This is a genomic window from Caulobacter endophyticus (genome assembly GCF_029543245.1).
GTDB classification, from domain to species: domain Bacteria; phylum Pseudomonadota; class Alphaproteobacteria; order Caulobacterales; family Caulobacteraceae; genus Caulobacter; species Caulobacter endophyticus_A.
Window position 1 is genome coordinate 62550 of record NZ_JARQWV010000007.1, and the last position, 21266, is coordinate 83815.

At 68.9% G+C, this 21266-nt stretch carries 11 protein-coding genes; 8 read left to right on the top strand and 3 right to left on the bottom strand.

The window, feature by feature from the left end:
• The first annotated feature begins 55 nt into the window (after positions 1 to 55).
• Complete coding sequence (locus P7A99_RS08555) at positions 56 to 1210, top strand: AGE family epimerase/isomerase (protein WP_277793467.1); 1155 nt, start codon at positions 56 to 58, stop codon at positions 1208 to 1210.
• Here the strand turns inward: P7A99_RS08555 and P7A99_RS08560 are convergent.
• Both P7A99_RS08560 and P7A99_RS08565 read right to left on the bottom strand, forming a co-directional pair.
• Positions 1194 to 2522, bottom strand: a complete 1329-nt coding sequence (locus P7A99_RS08560) for a mannose-1-phosphate guanylyltransferase/mannose-6-phosphate isomerase (RefSeq protein WP_277793468.1) — start codon at positions 2520 to 2522, stop codon at positions 1194 to 1196. The two genes, P7A99_RS08555 and P7A99_RS08560, sit on opposite strands and share 17 nt — an antisense overlap.
• Positions 2523 to 2601: 79 nt before the next feature.
• Positions 2602 to 4629 carry an NAD(+) synthase gene (locus tag P7A99_RS08565; RefSeq protein WP_277793469.1) on the bottom strand — a complete coding sequence of 676 codons (2028 nt, stop codon included), beginning with the start codon at positions 4627 to 4629 and terminating at the stop codon, positions 2602 to 2604.
• A 201-nt stretch (positions 4630 to 4830) separates the two neighbouring features.
• On the opposite strand from P7A99_RS08565, the gene tkt reads away from it, so the two are divergent.
• The 3 genes from tkt to P7A99_RS08580 all read left to right on the top strand — a co-directional run bounded on the left by tkt (position 4831) and on the right by P7A99_RS08580 (position 15060).
• Entirely contained in the window at positions 4831 to 6798 is a 1968-nt protein-coding gene (gene tkt, locus P7A99_RS08570; protein ID WP_277793470.1) for a transketolase, read from the top strand.
• A 208-nt stretch (positions 6799 to 7006) separates the two neighbouring features.
• Entirely contained in the window at positions 7007 to 13861 is a 6855-nt protein-coding gene (locus P7A99_RS08575; RefSeq protein WP_277793471.1) for a glycosyltransferase, read from the top strand.
• A gap of 122 nt (positions 13862 to 13983) precedes the next feature.
• On the top strand, positions 13984 to 15060 hold the full coding sequence (locus P7A99_RS08580) for a phytanoyl-CoA dioxygenase family protein (protein WP_277793472.1): 1077 nt from the start codon (positions 13984 to 13986) through the stop codon (positions 15058 to 15060).
• Between the two features lie 19 nt (positions 15061 to 15079).
• Here P7A99_RS08580 and P7A99_RS08585 read toward each other — a convergent pair whose 3' ends face one another.
• The gene (locus P7A99_RS08585) at positions 15080 to 16159 is read right to left on the bottom strand and encodes a putative sugar O-methyltransferase (RefSeq protein WP_277793473.1); all 1080 of its coding nucleotides are present in this window, start codon (positions 16157 to 16159) and stop codon (positions 15080 to 15082) included.
• A 213-nt stretch (positions 16160 to 16372) separates the two neighbouring features.
• Between P7A99_RS08585 and P7A99_RS08590 the strand changes: the two genes are divergently transcribed.
• From P7A99_RS08590 to P7A99_RS08605, 4 genes are all read left to right on the top strand, one after another.
• A complete protein-coding gene (locus P7A99_RS08590) occupies positions 16373 to 17917 on the top strand; it encodes a glycosyltransferase family 2 protein (RefSeq protein ID WP_277793474.1) in 1545 nt (514 codons plus the stop codon).
• A 119-nt stretch (positions 17918 to 18036) separates the two neighbouring features.
• Positions 18037 to 18855: a sugar phosphate nucleotidyltransferase gene (locus tag P7A99_RS08595; protein ID WP_277793475.1), complete on the top strand. Its 819-nt coding sequence runs from the start codon at positions 18037 to 18039 to the stop codon at positions 18853 to 18855.
• Between the two features lie 9 nt (positions 18856 to 18864).
• Positions 18865 to 20001, top strand: a complete 1137-nt coding sequence (gene rfbG / locus P7A99_RS08600) for a CDP-glucose 4,6-dehydratase (RefSeq protein ID WP_277793476.1) — start codon at positions 18865 to 18867, stop codon at positions 19999 to 20001.
• A 22-nt stretch (positions 20002 to 20023) separates the two neighbouring features.
• On the top strand, positions 20024 to 21262 hold the full coding sequence (locus tag P7A99_RS08605) for a class I SAM-dependent methyltransferase (RefSeq protein WP_277793477.1): 1239 nt from the start codon (positions 20024 to 20026) through the stop codon (positions 21260 to 21262).
• The last annotated feature ends 4 nt before the right edge of the window (positions 21263 to 21266 follow it).

Genomic DNA, 21266 nt, shown 5'->3' on the forward strand with positions numbered 1-21266 from the left:
AGGGTTGCGCCACCGGCGCCGGCCGCTAGAAACGCCTGATCCCCTGGAGAAGCCCATGACCGTCCCCGCCCGCCTAGTCAGCCTACGCGACCGCCTCAAGGCCTGGGCCCTGGACGAGGCCTTCCCTCTGTGGTGGACGGTCGGCGCAGACCACGACAAGGGCGGGTTCTTCGAGAAGATCGCCCTGGACGGGACGCCGGTCGAGGCCCCGCGCCGGGCCCGGGTGCAGCCGCGCCAGATCTATTCCTACGCCGCCGCCGGCCTGCTCGGATGGGAGGGGCCCTGGCGTGAGGCCCTGGCCCACGGCCTGGATTTCTACCTGGCTCGCTATCGCCGGCCGGACGGCTTCTTCCGCACCCTGGTGGCTTCGGACGGTGCGCCGCTGGACGACAAGGTCGACCTCTACGACCAGGCCTTCGGCCTGTTCGGCCTGGCCCTGGCCAGCCAGGCCCTTCCCGAGCGCGAGGACCTGCCGCGCATCGCCCTGGAGCTGCGCGAGGCGCTGTATGCCACGCTCAAGCACCCCGTCGCCGGTTTCGAGGAGAGCGTTCCGCGGACCCTGCCGCTGCTGTCCAACCCGCACATGCACATGTTCGAGGCCAGCCTGGCCTGGGTCGAGGCGGGGGGCGACGCCGGCTGGCGGGCCATGGCCGACGAGATCGCGCAGCTGGCGCTGGCCAGGTTCATCGATCCCGTGAGCGGCGGCCTGCGCGAGTATTATGACGGCGACTGGAACCCGGCGCCGGGCGTCGCGGGCCGCATCGTCGAGCCCGGCCACCAGTTCGAATGGGCCTGGCTGCTGCTGCGCTGGAGCGCGCTGACCGGCCGGGAAGGCGCCAAGGCCGCGGCGCTGCGGATGATCGAGATCGGCAAGGGCCCGGGCGTCGATCCGGCGCGCGGCGTGGCCATCTTCGCCCTGCTCGACGACATGAGCGTGCATGACGACGTCGCCCGCCTGTGGGCCCAGACCGAATGGATCAAGGCCGGCGTGCTGGCCGCCGACGTCACCGGCGAGGCGTCCTATGCCGAAACCGCCGCCGACGGCGCACAGGCGCTGCTGAAATATTTCGACGTGGCCGTGCCGGGCCTGTGGCGTGACAAGCTGCAGGCGGATGGAAGCTTCGTGGACGAGGCGGCCCCGGCCAGCTCGTTCTACCACATCGTCTGCGCGATCCTGGAGCTGGACCGCTACGTCACGAAAAGGTCGTGACCAGCACGGTCGACGGCTCCAGCGCGGCCAGGGGCTGACCGGGGGCGAGCGCGACGAAGTCGCCCTTGCCCAATTCGCGATCCTGGACGCGCAGTCGGCCTTGAAGCACCTGGATGTTGGCGCCGGGGGCGTCGACGCCGGCGCCGGCCGAGAAGCGCCACATCTCGACGCTGGCCTGGGCCGAATGGCTGAGCACGCGGCGCTCGATCCCCCCCGCCTCCGAGACCGGATGGCGCTGGGCCAGGTCGCGGCCGTTGGCCTTCAGGCGGTCGACCAGGGTCTTGACCGCCTGGGCGTCGTCGCGGCGGCAGATCAGCACGGCGTCGGGTTCGGCCACGATCATCAGGTCCGAGACCCCGATCGCCCCGACGAACGGGCCGGTGGAACGGGCCAGCACGCCCCGGGAGTCGACGAGGGTCACGTCGCCCTGGGCGGCGTTGCCGTGGCCGTCCTGGGGCGAGGCGCCCCAGATCGCGTCCCAGGCGCCCAGGTCCGACCAGCTGAAAGCGGCGGGCACCACCGCCGCCAGGCCGGTGCGCTCCATCACCGCATAGTCGAGCGACTTCTTCGGCGCGCGGGCGAAGCTGGCGGGATCCAGTCTCAGGCAGGCGGCGTCAGGATCGCTGCGCTGGGCCTTGGCCACCGCTTCGCGGGCGGCCTCGGCTATGAGGGGCTCGAAGGCGTCCAGCTCGGCCAGCATGGTCGAGGCCTTGAAGGCGAAGTTGCCGCTATTCCACAGATAGCCCTGGCCGACATAGGTCTTGGCCAGGTCCAGGTCGGGCTTCTCGACGAAGGCGGCGACCTTGAACACGCCCTCGGCGTCGAGCGCCGCGCCGGGGCGGATGTAGCCGAAGCCGGTGGCGGGGCCGGTCGGGCGCACCCCGAAGGTGACGATCAGGCCCTTGCCCGCCGCCTGGGCGGCCAGGCGGGCGGCGTCCTTGAAGAGCTCGATCTCGCCCACATGGTGGTCGGCGGCCAGCATCAGGGCGACGGCGTCGGGATCGAGAGCCTCGACATAGGCCGCCGCGGCGGCCACGGCGGGGGCGGAGTCGCGGGCTTCCGGCTCGACCAGGATCACGACGGGAATGTCGATCTCGCGCGCCTGCTCGCGCACGAAGTCGATCATCGCCGCGCCGGTGACGATGATGATCTCCTGGCCGTCCGCCAGGTCGCGCACCCGCAGCAGGGTTTCCTGGAAGCTGGAGTGCGGGCCCAGCAGCTTGAGGAACTGCTTGGGGCGATCCAGGCGCGAGGCCGGCCACAGGCGCGTGCCCGAACCGCCGCACAGGATCACGGGATAGAGCTTCGTCACGAGGGTTCCTTACCGCGGCCGCGCAGGGCGGCGCTTTGCGAGCGCCTTATAGTGGCGACTTGGGCGGCATTGAGAAGCGTCAGCCTGGAATATTGGCCGACAGCTCGGCCAGCCAGGCGTCGGCGCTGGCGTCGGAGGGCATGCGCCAGTCGCCGCGTGGCGACAGGGCGCCGCCGGACGAGATCTTCGGCCCGTTGGGCACGGCCGAGCGCTTGAACTGGTTGGCGAAGAACCGCTTGAGGAACAGCTCCAGCCATTTCCTGATTTCGGCCAGGTCGTAGGCGCGGCGGGCTGTCTCCGGCAGGCCGACCGGCCAGCCGCCCTGGGCGGCGTCATGCCAGGCGCTCCAGGCCAGGAAGGCGATCTTCGACGGCGCCATGCCGTAGCGGCTCATATAGAAGAGATTGAAGTCCTGCAGGGCGTAGGGGCCCACGAAGCTTTCGGTGGCCTGGGTCTGCTCGCCGGGCACCAGCTCGGGCGAGATCTCGGTGGCCAGGATGTCTTCCAGCAGAGCGGTGGTCGCCGCGTCCACGTCGCCCGAATGGGCCACGAAGCGGATCAGGTGCTGGATCAGCGTCTTGGCCGCCCCGCAGTTGGGGTTGTAGTGGCTCATGTGGTCGCCGACGCCGTAGGTGCACCAGCCCAGCGCCAGCTCCGACAGATCGCCGGTGCCCACCACCAGGGCTCCGTTGTGATTGGCCAGGCGGAACAGATAGTCGGTGCGCAGGCCCGCCTGCACGTTCTCGAACGTCACGTCATAGACCGGCTCGCCGCGCCCGAACGGGTGGCCCAGGTCCTTGAGCATCTGGGTCGCGGCCGGGCGGATATCGAGCTCGGCGGCGGTGGTCCCGATGGCGCGCATCAGGCCCCAGGCGTTGTCCTTGGTGCGGTCGGAGGTGGCGAAGCCGGGCAGGGTGTAGGCCAGGATGTTGGCGCGCGGCAGGGACAGCTGGTCCATGGCCTTGGCCGCCACCAGCAGGGCCTGGGTGGAGTCCAGGCCGCCCGAGATGCCGATCACCAGTTTCTTGAGGCCCGAGGCTTCCAGGCGCCGGGCCAGGCCCTGGACCTGGATGTTGTAGGCCTCGTAGCAGTTCTCGCGCAGCTTGGCCGGGTCCGACGGCGTGAACGGGAAGCGCTCGACCGCCCGGGCCAGGGCCAGGTCGCCGGCCGGGGGGGCGAACTCGACTGGGATGATCCGGAACGGAACGGCGGGCGGGGCCAGCATCATCGCGTCGCCGAAGCTGCCCACCCGCATGCGCTCCTGGCGGATGCGCTCGACGTCGACGTCGGCGAAGGTCCAGGTCGGGCCGGTGGAGAAGCGCTCGGTCTCGGCCAGCAGGGCGCCCATTTCGTGGATGTCGAGGTGGCCGTCCCAGGCGACGTCGGTCGAGCTCTCGCCCGCGCCGGCGGCGGAGTAGACATAGGCGGCGATCGCGCGCGACGACTGGCTGGCGCACAGCAGGCGGCGGGTCTCCGATTTTCCGATGGTGATGTTGCTGGCCGACAGGTTCAGCAGGATCTCGGCGCCGGCCAGGGCCTGGGCGGTGCTGGGCGGATTGGGCGTCCAGACGTCCTCGCAGATCTCGACGCCGACGGTGAAGCCGTCCGCGCGGAACAGGACGTCGGTCCCGAACGGAACGTCCTGGCCGGCCAGGATCAGGGTCCTGCCGGTGACGCCGGCGCCGGGGGTGAACCAGCGGCGTTCATAGAACTCGCGGTAGTTGGGCAGGAAGCTCTTGGGCACGACGCCCAGCACGCGGCCGGCGTGGATGGCGATGGCGGCATTATAGAGACGCCCCGCCTGGCGCAGCGGTGCACCGACCACGAACAGCGGGGAAAGCGTCTTGCTCTCCTCGGCCAGGGCGCCGATCGCTGCCTCCACGGCGTCCAGCAGGACCTCCTGCTGCAGCAGATCGTCGATCGAATAGCCGGTCAGGCCCAGTTCCGGGAACGCCATGACCGCCACGCCTTGGTCGTGGCCCTGGCGGACGAGGTCGAGCACGGCGCGGGCGTTGGCGGCCGGATCGACCAGCTTCACCTTCGGCACGGCGGCGGCCACGCGTACGAAGCCGTGGCGATAGGGAGAGAAGAACGACGGGCTACCCACGCGGCCGACCTTTCGAGGTTATGCTGAAAATGAGCATAAGTCTGTGTCCAGCTATATCCGGTCCGGGCGCCGTTGCATAGCGGCCTCAGCCTTCGGGCGTTCCGCCCCGGTTGCTTGACCCTGGCGGCCTCGCATGTCACGTGCGGGCCGCGCAGGCGCCCCCGCCGTCCACAGACATAAAAACCGAAGAGCCAGAGCCCCATGCCCGTCTCGCCGATCAAGATGGCCGACGCCATCCGCGTCCTCTCGATGGAGGCCGTGCACAAGGCCAAGTCGGGTCACCAGGGCATGCCCATGGGCATGGCCGACGTGGCCACCGTGCTGTTCAGCAAGTTCATGAAGTTCGACGCCTCCAAGCCCGACTGGGCCGACCGCGACCGCTTCGTGCTGTCGGCCGGCCACGGCTCGATGCTGCTCTACAGCCTGCTTCACCTGACCGGCTACAAGGCCGTGACGATGAAGGAGATCGAGAACTTCCGTCAGTGGGGCTCGCTGACCCCCGGCCACCCTGAAGTGCACCACACCCCGGGCGTGGAGACCACCACCGGTCCGCTGGGCCAGGGCCTGGCCACCTCGGTCGGCATGGCGATGGCCGAGGCCCACCTCGCCGCCGTCTACGGCAAGGATCTCGTCGATCACCGCACCTGGGTGATCGCCGGCGACGGCTGCCTGATGGAAGGCGTCAGCCACGAGGCCATCAGCCTGGCCGGCCGCCTGAAGCTGTCGAAGCTGACCGTGCTGTTCGACGACAACAACACCACCATCGACGGCGTGGCCACCATCGCCGAGACGGGCGACCAGGTCGCGCGCTTCAAGGCCGCCGGCTGGGCCGTGAAGGTCGTCGACGGCCACGACCACGGCAAGATCGCCGCCGCCCTGCGCTGGGCCACCAAGCAGGACCGCCCGACCATGATCGCGTGCAAGACGCTGATCTCGAAGGGCGCCGGTCCGAAGGAAGGCGACCCCCACAGCCACGGCTACACCCTGTTCGACAGCGAGATCGTCGCCGCCCGCGCCGCCATGGGCTGGGACGCCGCCCCGTTCACCGTGCCGGACGACATCGCCAAGGCCTGGAAGAGCGTGGGCCGCCGCGGCGCCCGCGTCCGCAAGGGCTGGGAAGCCGCCGTCGCCGCCTCGGACAAGGGCGCGGAGTTCACCCGCGCGGTGGTCAAGGGCCAACTGCCGGCCGACGCCTTCGCCAAGCTCGAGGCCCACATCGCCTCGGCCGTCGAGAACAAGCCGGTCAACGCCACCCGCGTCCACTCGGGCTCGGCCCTGGACCAGCTGATCCCGGCCATCCCGGAAATGATCGGCGGCTCGGCCGACCTGACCGGTTCGAACAACACCCTGGTCAAGGGCATGGGCGCCTATGACACGCCCGACTACGCCGGCCGCTACGTTCACTACGGCGTGCGCGAGTTCGGCATGGCCGCGGCCATGAACGGCATGGCGCTGCACGGCGGCGTCATTCCGTACTCGGGCACCTTCCTGGCCTTCGCCGACTACAGCCGCGCGGCGATCCGCCTGGGCGCCCTGATGCAGGCCAAGGTCATCCACGTGATGACCCACGACTCCATCGGCCTGGGCGAAGACGGCCCGACCCACCAGCCGGTCGAGCACGTGGCCTCCTTGCGCGCCATCCCCAACCTGCTGGTCTTCCGTCCGGCCGACGCCGTCGAGGCCGCCGAGGCCTGGCAGGTGGCCCTGCAGCAGAACACGACGCCTTCGGTGATGTGCCTGTCGCGCCAGAAGACCCCGCACGTGCGCACCTTCGCCGGCGAGAACCAGACGGCCAAGGGCGCCTACGAACTGCTGGCCGCCGAGGGCGGTGAAGCGGCCGTGACGATCTTCGCCACCGGCACCGAGGTCGGCCTGGCCGTCGCCGCCCGCGAAGTGCTGCAGTCGCAGGGCAAGCCGACCCGCGTGGTCTCGGTTCCCTGCTGGGAACTCTTCGACCAGCAGCCGGCCGCCTACCGCAAGGCCGTGATCGGCTCGGCGCCGGTGCGCGTCGCCGTCGAGGCCGGTATCCGTCAGGGTTGGGAACGCTTCATCGGCGAGGACGGCAAGTTCGTCGGCATGACGGGCTTCGGCGCCAGCGCTCCGTTCGAGCGTCTCTACAAGGAGTTCGGCATCACCACCGAGGCGGTGGTCGAGGCGGCGAGCGCCTAAGACCGGCATTTACGGATGCATCCGTCCAGGCGGCGCGGCGCCGCCGTCTGGACGGATCGCCCTAGTCTGGCGACAAGCGGGCGCTCGGGATGGACATGCCCAACCCTTACCGCTACGGCTTCCCTGCGCATGCGCGCGCTAACGTGCATTGCTGTCTTGAATAGCGGCCGTTTCTGACGGCCGTCCAGGGGGTCTTGACTTGAATACCATGTCTGGAAAATTCCGTCAGCTCACCACTCGGCTGAAGGAGCGCCGGTGGGTCAAGGTCATCGAGGGTAGTGGCGAGTTCGATCGCGACTACTATATTCAGGAATACAAGGACGTCGCCTCTGCCGGCCTCGATCCGATCAGGCACTACATTCGGCACGGGGCTAGCGAAGGGCGGGATCCTTCGCGATTCTTTAATACGCGCTATTACCTGCACCACAATCCGGACGTCGCCGGCAGTGGTCTGAACCCGCTGGTTCACTTCATCAGTTTCGGGCGCGCCGAGGGGCGAGTCGCGACCGACATGGGCGTGCAGATTCGCTACATCGTCGACAGCGGTCTTCTGGATCGCCAGTTCTACCTGCAGCGCTACCCGGACGTCGCGGCCGCCGGCCTGGACCCGGCCTTCCACTATCTGTCGAGCGGCTATCGCGAGGGACGCGATCCCGGTCCGCTGTTCGACACCGCCGGTTATCTCCAGGCGCATCCGGAAGTCATGCGCCTGGGCCTGAACCCGCTGCTGCACTTCCTGGCCCGCGGCGGCGACCATGGCTCGCTCGCCGGCCAGGCCGACGCCCAGATGCGCCTGGTCGCCACCAGCGGCCTGTTCGACTACGCCTATTACATCCGCAACAACCCGGACGTGGCGGCCACCGGCGGCGATCCGCTGCAGCACTATCTTACCAAGGGCTGGACCGAGGGGCGCAATCCCAGCGCCGCCTTCGGCACGCGGCGCTACCAGGCGCGCTACCTGCAGGGCGAGCCCGGTATCAACCCGCTGATCCACTACCTGCTGATCGGCCGCAACAGCGGCTACGAAGCTCCGGCGCCGGGCGCCCACGAGCGCGAGCGGTGGACCGCGATCCCGCAGGCCCAGTGGGCCCGTTCGTTCGAGGTCCGCCTGGCCGAAAGGCTGCGGGCCCTGAAGACCGAGGACTACGGCGCTCTGGAGAGCGGCGCCAAGCCCGTCTTCTCGCTGATCACGACCGTCTACGACACGCCGCCGGAATTCATCGAGGCGCTGGCCGACACCATCCAGGCCCAGGCCTTCCGTAACTTCGAATGGCTGATCCTCGACAACGGCTCGCACAAGCCGGAGGTGCAGGAGTGCTGCCGCGCCGTCGCCGCCCGCGACAAGCGCTTCAAGCTGTTCCGCGTGGAAGACAACCTGCACATCATCGGCGGCAACCGCTTCGTCTTCGAGAAGGCGAAGGGGCGCTACACGGTGCCGATCGACTCCGACGACCTGCTCTATCCGGACTCCCTGGCCCATTTCGCCAAGGTCCTGCTGCGGAACCCCGGCGACGAGCCGGTGATGATGTACAGCGACGAGCACAAGGTCGATAAGGACGGCGAGCCGGTCGAGCTGATCTGGCGCTGGGGCTACGCCTTCTCCCATGCCATGGCGACGGCCCCGGCCGCGCACCTCATGGCCTTCCAGACCGCGCGGGCCCGCGAGGTGGGCGCCTATACGGACGACTACGCCCGCGGCTCCCACGACTGGGACACGGCGCTGCGCCTGACCGAGCTGGGCGGGCGCGTCGTCCACATCCCCGAAGTGCTCTACGGCTGGCGCATCCACGCCCAGTCCACCGCCGGCAGCGCCGCGGCCAAGGACTACATCTCCAGCTCGCAGTTCGCGGTCATGGAGGAGTCCCTCAAGCGCCGGGGCATGCTCGAGCAGTTCGAGCCGGGCCTGCTGTTCGGTTCGGCGGGCTGGTACGAGATGAAGCGCCGTGAGATCGGCGGCCTGAAGCTCTCGGCCGACTTCGTGCTGACCAGCCGCGGGGATCTCGAAAACCTCGTACACAACCTCGAGGTCACTGACGTCCTGGACCTGAAGCGCCGTATCCTGTGCCCCTCGGCGCTCAAGGACGAGGTCGCCGCGCTGGCGGCCGAGCGCAAGGCCACGGTCAAGACCTACGGCTCGGAGGCCAAGCTATCGGGCCTGCTGAGCGAGGCGCCGGCGAGCGTCCTGGGCAAGGCGATCATCTCCTCGGGCGGACGGATCGCTTCGGCGCGCGGCCTGTGGGACGCCCTGGGCGCGCTGGAGCTCGACACCCAGGCCGGCGTGATCTGCGGCCCGGTCGTCGACCGCGAGGACATCGTCTTCAGCCTGGGCCTGATGGCGGGCCTCAACCACTTCGTCGGCTCGCCGTTCTACGAGTGGCGCAAGCGCGAGGTGCCGGGACACCTGTGGATGGTGCCGCGGCCGGTGACCGCCACGCCGCTGCTGTTCGTGGTGGTGCGCGCCTCGCTGCTGCGCGACGGCCTGGCCATCCCCGGCCTCGACCACACCGAGGCCCTGCACGGCCTGCGCCTGAGCCTGGAAAGCGACGCTCGCGGGTACGGCACGGTCTATATTCCGGGGCTGGAGATCGTCATCGACGCGATGCTGCCCGAAATGGTCGGCGCCGGGTCCTCGGCCAAGTCCAAGCTGCGTCGCGAGTTCGGCGCCAAGCTGGGCGCGGCGGTGATCAGCAGCCACCTGTCGACGGTCGGCGGCCGGTTCGGCAAGCTGCGCAGCGCTGCGGACGTCCGCCCCAGCGACAGCGTCGACTACAAGCCGTTCTCGCCAGCCGTGCCGCTGTCGGTGGTGGTGCGCCCCGAGCTGTCCGACCAGCCGATGATCAACGTCCTGCTGCCGGCCGTGCGAATGGCCAGCATGTCGGGCGGCCCCAACACCGTGCTGAACCTGGCCTATCGCCTGGCCAAGGTCGGCTTCGGCATCCGGATCATCGCGACCGACATCCCCCTGATCGACGACCTGGACCAGGTCTGGGAGCACATCCAGTCGATTTCGGGCGTCAACCAGCGCCTGGCCCATGTCGAGATCGTCGATGGGACCGACCGCAGCCGGCCCTTCGGCATCGGCGCCAAGGACATCTTCTTCGCCACGGCGTGGTGGACCGCCCAGATGGCCAAGCACGCCAGCGCGCTGGTGGGCCGTCCCTTCATCTACATGGTCCAGGATTTCGAGCCGATCCTCTATCCGGCTTCCAGCCACTACGCGATGGCGCTGGAGACCTATGACGTCGAGCACATCCCGGTCATCAACACCCAGCTGCTGCGCGACTTCCTGACGGACAACGACATCGGCCGCTATCGCGACCCGGCGTTCGCGGCTCGCGCCATCAGCTTCGAGCCGTCGCTGGACCGGACGGTCTTCCATCCCCAGGACGCCAAGCGCGAAAAGCGCCGCCTGCTGTTCTACGCGCGTCCGACCACCGGGGCCCGCAACCTGTTCGAGGTCGGGGTCGCGGCCCTGCAGCAGGCGCTCGCGACGGGCGACCTGAGCGCCCAGAACTGGGAGTTCATCGGCATGGGCGAGGCCTTCACGCCCGTGCGGCTGGGCCACGGCGGCATGCTGGAATGCGCTCCCTGGCTGGGCTTCGACGCCTATGCCGAGCAGATGCGCAAGTCCGACATCCTGCTGTCGCTGATGATGTCGCCGCACCCGAGCTATCCGCCGCTGGAAATGGCGGCCTGCGGCGGCGTGGTCGTCACCAACACCTACGCCAACAAGTCGGCCGACCGGATGGCGGAGATTTCGAGCAACATCCTGGCCGTGGAGCCCAGCATCGACGGCGTGGCGGCCGCCCTGGCCAAGGCGGTCGACCTGCTCGAGGACGTGGAAGGCCGCCGCGCGGCCGCCGCGGCCGTGCAGCTTCCGGGCACGTGGGACGAGGCCCTCGATCCCGTGGTCAAGGCGCTGGTCGAGCGCCTGGCTGAGCACGACGTGGTTCCGGTCCAGACCGAGGCCCGGCGCCTGTCCATGCCGAACCTGGCGCACGACGGCACGTCCTACAGCCTCTATCTGAACGCGGCCATGAACGCGCGCCGCCGGCTCTATCCGGCGACCCAGGAGCCGGGACTGCTCAGCTTCGTGACCACGGTGTGGAACACCCCGCCCGCGTTCATCGACGTCCTGGCCCGCAGCGTCGACGCCCAGGAGGGCGGAACCAACTTCGAATGGTACATCCTGGACAACGGCACCACGCGGCCCGACGTCATCGAGTACCTGAAGGCGCTGGCCAAGAAGCGCCCCTACATCCGCCTGGAGCGCGTCGAGGAGAACCTCGGCATCATCGGCGGCATGCGTCACTGCCTGGAGCGGGCGACGGGGCGCTACATCCTGCCGCTGGATTCGGACGACTACCTGACGCCCGACTGCGTGCGCATCATGACGTGGCACCTGCAGCAGCATGGATATCCGGCGCTGGCCTACAGCGACGAGGACAAGCTGCAGGGGTCGTCGCTGAGCGGCCCGTACCTGAAGCCCGACTGGGATCCGGTGCTGTTCGTCAACTCGTGCTACATCGCGCACCTGTGCGCCATCGACCGCGAGAAGGCCCTGGCTCTGGGCGCCTATGGCGACAGCGCCACCGAGGGCAGCCACGACTGGGACACCTTCACCCGCTTCATGGTCGCCGGGCACGAACCGGTCCACGTGCCGGAAGTGCTCTACAGCTGGCGCATGCACGCCCAGTCGACCGCGTCGAACATCGACTCCAAGCCGGTCGTCTATGACTCGCAGCGGGCCGTGCTCGAGCGCTTCCTGGCCGGCCATCCCAAGCGCGCCAACTTCCAGCTGGCCAAGAGCCCGCTGTTCGGCTCGACGCCGGACTGGTGGCTGCGTCGGAACCGCACCCGCACGCCGGGCCTGACCTCGATCGTCGTGACCCGTCACGGCAAGCCGCGCGACTTCGACATGAAGGTGCACAGCGCCGTCGACCACGAAGTCGTGCACGTGCCGTTCGACGACGGCGTGGAGGTGCTGCTGGCGCCGCTGAAGGCCGCGGCCGCGGCGGGGCGTCTCGTCCACATCGTCTCGGACGAGGTGGCGCCGGACAACGACGAGTGGTTCTACGACGCCGTCGCCCAGTTCGAGCTGTTCCCCGACACCGTGATCGTCGGCGGCCGCACCCACTCGCACGGCGAGATCTTCGCGGCCGGCTACTTCTTCGGCTTCGGCGAGGCCTGCGACTGCCCCGACCGCGGGCGCTCGCTGCTGGACCCGGGCTATTCCGCTCAGCTGTGGAAGCAGCATTCGGTCAGCGCCGTGTCGATGATCCACGCCGTGGCCAAGCCGGAGTTCATGCTGCGGGCCCTCGCCGAGGTGGCCGCCTGGACGCCGTCCATGCCGATGCTGGGGTCGTGGCTGGGCGCCTATGCGCGCAAGCAGGGCGAGCGGGTAGTCTATTCGCCGTTCATCTGCGCCGAGACCTTCATCGACTGGGACGCGCTGATCGCGCCGGCCGAAAAGCGCCGCTTCGTTTCCTACGCGGCCGACGTCTCGCCCGAAAACCGGCTGCTGCACCCCGACCTCAGCCTGGCGCGGGGGCGGCCCTACGAGCCGGTCCGCGCGGCGCGGTCGGAAAATCAGGTTGCGCCGCTGGACTACGCCGAATGGGCGAGGATCCAGGAGGCCGGGCGCGCGGGCGTGAGCACGAACATCGCCTTCTCGCTGCTGACCACGCTCTATATCGGCACCGACGCCGACCTGTTCGCCAAGACCGCCGAGGCCGTCTTCGCCCAGCGGGGCGCCCGGTTCGAATGGATCATCCTGGCCCACGGCCCGATCTCGCCCAAGCTGCGGGCGAAGCTGGCCGGGCTGGCGTCGGACGCGCGCGTGAAGATCAGCTATCTCGAGGCCAATCTCGGGATCATCGGCGGCATGCGCTGGGTGCTCGAGCGGGCGACCTCGGAATATGTCGTGCCGCTCGACGGCGACGACCTGCTGACGGCGGACGCGCTGGCGATCCTCGGCGCGGCGATCGAGGCGCAGGCCGAACGGCCGGGCCTGGTCTATACCGACGAGGACATCATCATCGGCGACGCACGCCAGGCGCCGTACCTGCGTCCGGGCTGGGATCCCGTTCTCGACCTGGAGAACTCGTGGATCTGGCACGCCTGCACGTTCCGTCGCGACCTCGCCATGACTCTTGGCGTCTATGCCGACGCGGCCAGCGAGTACTGCCACGACTGGGATACGGCCTACCGCTTCTCGCGGGCGGGCTACCGGCCGCTGCACGCGCCGCAGGTCGCCTATCACTGGCGCCACCACGCCAGCAGCACGTCCAACAGCGGCGACACCAACTCGGGGTCGACCAACTCGGTGCGCGCCCTCCTGGAGACCAAGATCGCCGATCGCGGTCTCGCCGATCGCTACGAGGTCTCGTCGTTCCCGCTGTTCCGGGGCGCGGAGGAGTTCTGGATCCGTCCGAAGGCGAAAGCCGCGGCCAAGGTCCACACCGTCCAGCTGGGCGTCGGCAACCTGGCGCGCCTGCGCGCCGCGGTCGACGCCGCCGGGGCCGAGGACCTGATCCTGCTGCGTTCGGCCGACGTCGCCTCGATCGGCGACAACGCCGCCGCCGAGGCCGCCAAGATGTTCGCTTTCCATCCGGAGGTGGCGGTCGTCTCGGGTCGCCTGGCCTACGGCGGGGTGATCACCCTGGCCGGCTGGTCGGCCGACCCGTCGGGCCGCCTGTTCGCGCCCTACGACAACCGTTCGCTGTCGGATGCGGGGCCGTTCGTGCTGGGCTGGAAGCCGCAGCAGATCACGGTGGGCCTGGCCGACCTGTGCTTCGTGCGGCCCGCCCTCCTGCGGTCGGTGCTGGAGACGAGCCCGAACGACCTCGACAACGGCCTGCTGGCCTTCGCCCTGGCGGCGGCCGCGGCCAAGGCCGGCCAGCGGGTGGCCTACAGCCCGCTGGTCCAGGGCGAAAGCGCCGGCGCGCCGGTCAGCATCGCCGACGCCAAGTCGGCCCAGGTGGTCTGGTCGCGTCTGAGCGGCGGCGGGGTGAAGGGCGAGGTCGCGGGCGCGGCCAGCTACGGCCTGCGGCGGTTCATCTGAGCGCCCGCCCGCTTCCGCCGTCCGGCGGGAGCGGGCGGTCCGACCGTCGGCGTTGGCTTAAACCTCGGTTGTCGTGAGCGTGGCTTTGCTGTAACGCCGAAAGTTGTGCTTAGGGGGCGCAAATGAAGCATTACACGCATGTCGGCGCCGAAGCCGTCGAGGACACCGCCGCGCCGCACCTGGCCGGGGACAATCTCGTCAGCGCGGAGCTGAAGAGGGCCTGGCTCGAGGACGGCTTCGTCAAGCTGCCGGGCGCCATCGCGCCTGACGTCATCGCTCGCTACAACCGCACCGTCGCGGCCGTCCGCGCCAGCGTCGACGACGGCAAGGACGCCCACGGTCACGGCGACCGGATCGGCCAGCTGCACCAGCAGGAGACCGACCTGCTGCAGGTCGCGGCCAGCGAGGCGATCCTCGATTTCCTGCGCTGGGCCTTCTCCGACGAGCCGATCGTCATGGGCTCGCTCAACTTCGAGCGCGGCACCCAGCAGGAAGCGCATATCGACGCCATCTTCTTCTGGCCCGAGCCGTCGCACACCATGGCCGGCGTCTGGGTGGCGCTCGAAGACATCAATCCCGACGCCGGGCCGCTGTTCTACATCCCGGGCAGCCATCGCTGGCGGTTCAATCACAGCGACGACGTGGCCGCCACGCGGCCGGACCTGGCCGCCGAGCGCGAGAACGCGCGCCGCGGCGAGGGCTACGCCCCGGACCTGATCGATCGCATGGGCGTGGCCTGGACGCAGGACCTTGTGGCCGCCGAGCAGGCGAACGAGGGCCGCCGCACGATCGTCGACCTGAAGGCCGGCGACGTCGTGATCTGGCACTCGCTGCTCGCCCACGGCGGCTCGCCGACCGTGAACCCGGAACTGAGCCGCCGCAGCGTGGTGTTCCACTATCTGGGCCGCAAGACCCAGCTCTACACGTTCGAGCAGTTCATGCTGCTGGGCCGGGACGAGTTGCCCCAGCAACCCGGGCAGTCGCTCGAGCTGAAGCAGTACGGCGACCTCGCCTACATGTCGGCGCCGGGCTTCGTGACCTACAACAACGGCGCGGCGACCACGCACGAGATCGGCGAGCCGATCGGGCCGCGCCTGTCGGAGACCGCGCCCGCCGCGGCCGCGCCGGTCGAGGCCGCGCCCGCCGCCGCCCCGTCCACCGGCCTGCTGGGCCGTATCCTGCGCCGCCTGGGCCTCTAGACCGCGTTCGTCGCCGGGGTCAGCCCCCGGCGACGAAGAGCTTTTCGGTGAAGGCCGGAATGATCGGGTCGACCACCTCCAGCGCGGTCCGCCAGCCGCCGGGAGCCTGAAGGGCCTCGGAGCTGAAGTCGAACGCGTCGTGCGGATTGCGCCAGGTGGTCCAGTTCTTGGTGTAGATGGCGCGGCTGGTGCGGGCCATCAGGGCCATGTAGGCCTCGATCTGCTCGGGACGCATCTCGTGCAGCGCCGAAATGGCGGCGAAGCAGTCGACCGAACCGTCGGGAACCAGGGCCAGCTGGTCGACCGTGAACAACGCGATGTCGGCCGCCGCGATTTCGTCGGCCACGTCCTCCCAGCGATCGAACGGCCGCCAGCGGAAGACCTTCCGGTCCGGGAAGGTGGTTTCCAGGTACCACTCCGACACCGCCAGAGCAGGGGCGATGTCGAAGATCCAGTAGCGGAGCGAGCTGCGAAGCTGCAGGGCGACCGAGCCGACGCGCCCGTAGCCGGCGCCGATCTCGGCCAGCACCGCGTTCTCCGCCGCCAGGTGGGGCTCCATGCGAAGGAAGTCGCGCAGCGAGTTGGCCAGGTCCTGCGAGATCGCCTGGCCCCGGAACTCCATGCGGATCGGATTGCCGACGTCGGGCTCGTTGAGCTTCAGGTTGTGGCCGCCGGGGTCGCGCTGCGAGAGCCACCACCACAGCAGGCCCACGAACAGGGTGTAGCCGCGCGCCGCGCTCGGCGAGGTGAGGTACTCGGTGTCGTTGATGCTCAGCACCGCCGGATCGCCCAGGAGGCCGCATTCCAGCGGCGTGGGGATCGGGGCGTCGGCCCAGGCGCGCAGCAGCACCTGCATCTGGGGATCGTAGGGCCCCTCGACGGCCCAGTTGAAGTAGTTCTGCGAGATCGTGCGCTTGAAGTTCTCAAGACCATAGGTCTCGATGAACCCCTCGTTCTGGCGGCCGATGTCGCGCCAGAACAGGCTGGGATGAAACACTTCGGCCGCGCGCATGACCGCCTCGTGCATCCGCGCCGAGCGCGCCAGGATGTCCGAGGCCAGCGCCGGGTCGTGCGGCGCGCGTGCTCGCAGGGTCGTCATCGTGTCCGGCGCCTTCGTCTCGAGGTGATGGTCGCATCGCCTCCTCGGCCGATGCGATTCGATATCGCCGGTATATCACCACGTTCGTCGAAGGCGACCGACAGACGGCTATCGGCGGTGGCGCATGGGCCTTGGTCGGGGCGGGCCTTTTGCCGAAGATGCGCCGCTGATACACCCGGCGCCAGCGGCCGAGCGGCCGCAGGGGTGGCCACGATGTTCTCGATTCTTATCCCCAGTCGAAATCGACTGGAGCTGCTGGGCCGGGCCATCGAGTCCGTCCGTCGACAAGGCTATGACGACTACGAGGTCGTGGTGTCCGACAACGCCTCGGACGAGGACTATGCGGGCTATGTCGCGTCGCTGGATGATTCGCGGATTCGCGTCGTCCGCAGCGACCAGCCGCTGTCGGTCACCGAGAACTGGAACCGGGCGCTGGAGGCCTCGCGCGGCGACTATTTCGTCATGCTCGGCGACGACGACGCCCTGGCGCCGGGTTATCTGGCCCATCAGGCGCAGCTGATCGAGAGCTTCGAGCAGCCCGACGTGCTGTATGCCATCGCCTATCATTACGCCTATCCGGGCGTGGTGCCGGGCTGGCCGGGCGGCTATCTGGCGACGGTGGCCAACAGCCCGCTGTTCGTCGGCCATCCGGGCCCCTACTGGCTGGACGTCGCGGAGATGCGGCGGCTGGGACGCCGGGGGATGTCGTTCCGGCACGATATCAGCTTCAACGCCCAGCACTTCATGTACCGCCGGGGCTATGTGGACGGCCTGGCCAAGCTGGGGCCGTTCTACCAGTCGCCCTATCCCGACTACTACGCCGCCTTCGTGACCTTCCGCACGGCGCAGCGCCTGATCGCCGATCCGCACCCGCGGATCATCATCGGCATCGCGCGCCAGTCGTTCGGCTATTTCGCGATGAACCAGCAGGAGGAGGAGGGGGCCAGCCGGTTCCTGACCGACCCCATGGACCGCGCGTTCCTGGCCGAAGGGGACGCGGCCATCGAGCGGGCGCTGGATTTTCCGGGGACGACCCACACCCGCAACTGGCTGCTGGCCGCGCTGCAGGCGCGCCGCCGCCTGGGCGAGACGGACCTGGGCGGGGACCTGCGCCGCTACGCCCGGCTGCAGCTGATGGAGCTGGCGGTGCTGGCCGGCTACGAGCGCCGGGCCCAGCGGGTCGACTACCGGCGCACGCTCGCCGGGCTGACCCCGGCCGAGCGCCGCTTCGGCGAGCGCGCCCTGCGCTCGGCCATGACCGCCCGCATCGCCGATGGCGGGGGCGCGATGCTGGCCGCCGTGCGTGGTCTGCTGGGCGTCTATTATCCGGCTCGCGTGCAGTATCACCCCTTCGATCCGATGGAGACGATCCTCGACGCGGTGGAGCGGCTCACGCCCGTCCCGGCGGCGCCCGAAGCGCCGCCGCCTGAGCCTGAGCCTGAGCCCGAGCCCGAACCGCCGTCACCCTCGCCGCTGGAGCTGATGCAGGCCGAGCGTGACGCGCTCGCCGCGGAGTTGACCAGGCGCGAGGAGCTTCTCGCGGGGCTGGAGGAGGCGCTGGCCGGATCCCAACGCGCGGTGGAGGCCGCGTCGCGGCGCGAGGCGGGTCTGGCGACGGAGCGCGACGAGCTGCTGGAATGCCTCAACGAAGTGCTTGATTCGCCGGGCTGGCGCATGACGCGCCCCCTTCGCAGACTCCTCGATCGTCGCGGCGATGCGGCGCCCATGCCGCTGGCGTCGCGCAAGCCCGATAAGTGAGCAGATACAAGGGCGATTACCCACGATATCAGGGGGCATCGCAGGTTGTCATCGCCGCGGAGGCTCAGCTATATGGGTCGCCTGCGGGTCGCTGACCCGCCTCTTGGGGATAGCGAATCGTGCATCAAGACGTACCCGTTTTTATCCTGTGTGGTGGTCTTGGCACCCGGTTGAGAGAACAGACAGAGTTTCGTCCGAAACCGATGGTGCCGATCGGCGGTCAGCCCGCCCTGTGGCACATCATGCGCATCTATGCGCACTTCGGTTTCCGGCGCTTCGTTCTCTGCATGGGCTACAGAAGCGAAGTCATCCGTGAGTACTTCCTGAACTTCCACCGCATGACCTACGACGCGACGGTGCATCTGGGCACCGACGAAGTCACCTTCCACAAGACCGAGGGCATGAACCTCGAGGAAGACTGGGAAGTCACGCTCGCCTACACCGGCGAACTGACCATGACCGGCGGCCGCGTGTTCAAGGCGGCTTCGCGTTATCTCGGCGGCGCCGAGCATTTCGCGGTCACCTACGGCGACGGCGTCACCGACGCGGACCTGGGCAAGGAATTCGCCCAGCACCTCGCCGGCGACAAGATCGGCACCGTGCTCGGCGTGAACCCGCCCTCGCGCTTCGGCGAGTTCAAACTGGACGGAAACGAGGCATTCGGCTTCGAAGAAAAGCCCGAAATCGATGATCACTGGATCAACGGCGGCTTCTTCTTCTTCCGTCGCCAGTTCATGGACTATCTCAACGACGACCCCGCGTTGGTGCTGGAGCAGCAGCCGCTGCGCAAGCTCGCCGACGATCGCCAACTGACCGTGTTCAAGCACTCCGGATCGTGGGCGTGCATGGACACCCAGCGCGACGTCGAGACGCTCAACAAGGCGTGGACCGAGGGCAAGGCGTTCTGGGATCCGTCGCAGCTGCCGCCGCGCGGTTGAGGAGAAGGTATGTCTTCGATGTTTCCAGCGCCGCAGGGCGGGGGCCAGGCGGGCGGCCGTGGCGCGCCTGACGCCGATTTCTGGTCCAAGCAGCGTGTCTTCCTGACCGGTCACACCGGTTTCAAGGGCGGCTGGCTGGCCCTGTGGCTGGCGCAGATGGGCGCGACCGTTCGCGGCTACGCCCTGCCGGCCTCGACCGAGCCTTCGCTGTTCGAGGCCGCGCGCGTGGCGTCGGTCGTCGAGAGCGTCATCGGCGACATCCGTGACGCCGACCATCTGGCGCGCGAGATCGAGGCCTTCCGCCCGACCGTTCTGATCCACATGGCCGCCCAGGCCCTGGTACGGCCGTCCTACGACGACCCGATCACGACCTATTCGTCCAACGTGATGGGTACGGTCCACGTGCTCGAGGCGGCCCGCCGCTGCGACACGCTGGGCAGCACCGTCGTGGTCACCAGCGACAAGTGCTACGAGAACCAGGAAGTCATCTGGGCCTATCGGGAGACCGACCGTCTGAACGGTCACGACCCCTACAGCAACAGCAAGGCCTGCTCCGAGCTGGTCGCCTATGCCTACGGCCGCAGCTTCTTCCACAAGCTGCCCGAGCACGCGCTGGTCTCGGTCCGGGCGGGCAACGTCATCGGCGGCGGCGACTGGTCGCGCGACCGACTGCTGCCCGACCTGATGGAAGCCTTCGCCGACGGCCGCGAGGCGATCATCCGTCGTCCGGGTTCGGTCCGGCCCTGGCAGCACGTGCTGGAGCCGCTGTCGGGCTACCTGGTGGCCGCGCAGGCCAGCTTCGGCCACGGTTCCAGCGAAAACCTCGCCTGGAACTTCGGTCCGCGCGAAAGCAGCAACCGCCCCGTCAGCGTGGTCGCCACCCTGGCCCGCGACCTCTGGGGCGACCAGGCCAAGCTGACGATCCAGGAAGATCCCAACGCCGTCCACGAAGCCGGTCTGCTGACCCTGGATTCGACCAAGGCGGCGATCGAACTGGGCTGGGCGCCTCGCTGGTCGCTGCAGGAGGCGGTCGGAAGCACCGTCGCCTGGCGCAAGGCCTTCGGCGAGAAAGCCGACATGCAGGCGGTCACCTACCGACAAATCCAAGACTATGTCGCCGCTGGTGCGGTCATCGGCGCTTACTAGCCGCCTACAGGAACATCCCAAGATGCATGCTGCTCAAAGCTGCCGCCATTGCGGCCAGCCGGTGAACGTGGTGGTGGCGGATCTCGGCGCCACGCCGGTCTCGAACGACTATCTGCGCGCCGAGGCCGTTGACGGACCCGAACCCTACTACCCGCTGCGGGCCCTGGTCTGTGAGGAATGCAAGCTGGTTCAGCTGCAGGACTTCTTCAAGGGTGACGACCTGTTCCGCGAGGACTACGCCTACTTCTCGTCGTTCTCGACGAGCTGGCTGCGCCACTGCGAGCTGTACGCCGAGGCGATGATCGAGCGCTTCGGCCTCAGCGACGCCAGCCAGGTGGTCGAAATCGCCAGCAACGACGGCTATCTGCTGCAGTACTTCCAGCGCAATGGCGTGCGGGTGCTGGGCGTCGAGCCGTGCCTGTCGGTGGCCCAGACCGCCATCGACACCCGCAGCATCCCGACCGAGGTGGCGTTCTTCGGCGCGGCCACCGCCCAGGCGCTGGTGGATCGCGGCATCCAGGCCGACCACATGGCCGCCAACAACGTGCTTGCCCACGTTCCGGCGATCAACGACTTCCTCGACGGCTTCCGCATCCTGCTGAAGCCGCAGGGCGTGGTCACCTTCGAATTCCCGCACCTGCTGCGCCTGATCCAGCAGAGCCAGTTCGACACCATCTATCACGAGCACTTCAGCTACATCTCGCTGCTGGCGGCCGAGCGCATGCTGGACGCGGTGGGCCTGCGCGTGTTCGACGTCGAGGAACTGCCCACCCACGGCGGTTCGCTGCGCCTGTTCGTCTGCCACAAGGGCGCCGACCACGCCGAGACCGACCGGGTCGCGGCCGTGCGCGCCGAGGAAGACGCCGGCGGCCTGAACGACATCGACACCTACCGCCAGTTCAGCGAGTCGGTGCGCAAGGTGAAGCGCGACCTGCTGAAGCTGCTGGTCGAGCTGAAGGAACAGGGCGCCAGCATCGTCGGCTACGGCGCCGCGGCCAAGGGCAACACCCTGCTGAACTACTGCGGCGTGGGCGCCGACATGATCGACTACGTCGTCGACATGTCGCCGCACAAGCAGGGCATGTTCCTGCCCGGCACCCGCCTGCCGATCCTGGCTCCGGCCGAGATCGAGAAGACCCGTCCGGACTACGTCATGATCCTGCCCTGGAACATCAAGGACGAGGTCATGACCCAGCTTGCCGGCATCCGCGAGTGGGGCGGCAAGTTCATCGTAGCGATCCCGTCGCCTCAGGTTCTCTGAGGCG

Excerpts from the sequence above, each read along its gene's own strand:
- P7A99_RS08555 (WP_277793467.1), top strand. The coding sequence starts at position 56 with ATGACCGTCCCCGCCCGCCTAGTCAGCCTACGCGACCGCCTCAAGGCC.
- tkt (WP_277793470.1), top strand. The coding sequence starts at position 4,831 with ATGCCCGTCTCGCCGATCAAGATGGCCGACGCCATCCGCGTCCTCTCG.
- P7A99_RS08575 (WP_277793471.1), top strand. The coding sequence starts at position 7,007 with ATGTCTGGAAAATTCCGTCAGCTCACCACTCGGCTGAAGGAGCGCCGG.
- P7A99_RS08580 (WP_277793472.1), top strand. The coding sequence starts at position 13,984 with ATGAAGCATTACACGCATGTCGGCGCCGAAGCCGTCGAGGACACCGCC.
- P7A99_RS08585 (WP_277793473.1), bottom strand. The coding sequence starts at position 16,159 with ATGACGACCCTGCGAGCACGCGCGCCGCACGACCCGGCGCTGGCCTCG.
- P7A99_RS08590 (WP_277793474.1), top strand. The coding sequence starts at position 16,373 with ATGTTCTCGATTCTTATCCCCAGTCGAAATCGACTGGAGCTGCTGGGC.
- rfbG (WP_277793476.1), top strand. The coding sequence starts at position 18,865 with ATGTCTTCGATGTTTCCAGCGCCGCAGGGCGGGGGCCAGGCGGGCGGC.
- P7A99_RS08605 (WP_277793477.1), top strand. The coding sequence starts at position 20,024 with ATGCATGCTGCTCAAAGCTGCCGCCATTGCGGCCAGCCGGTGAACGTG.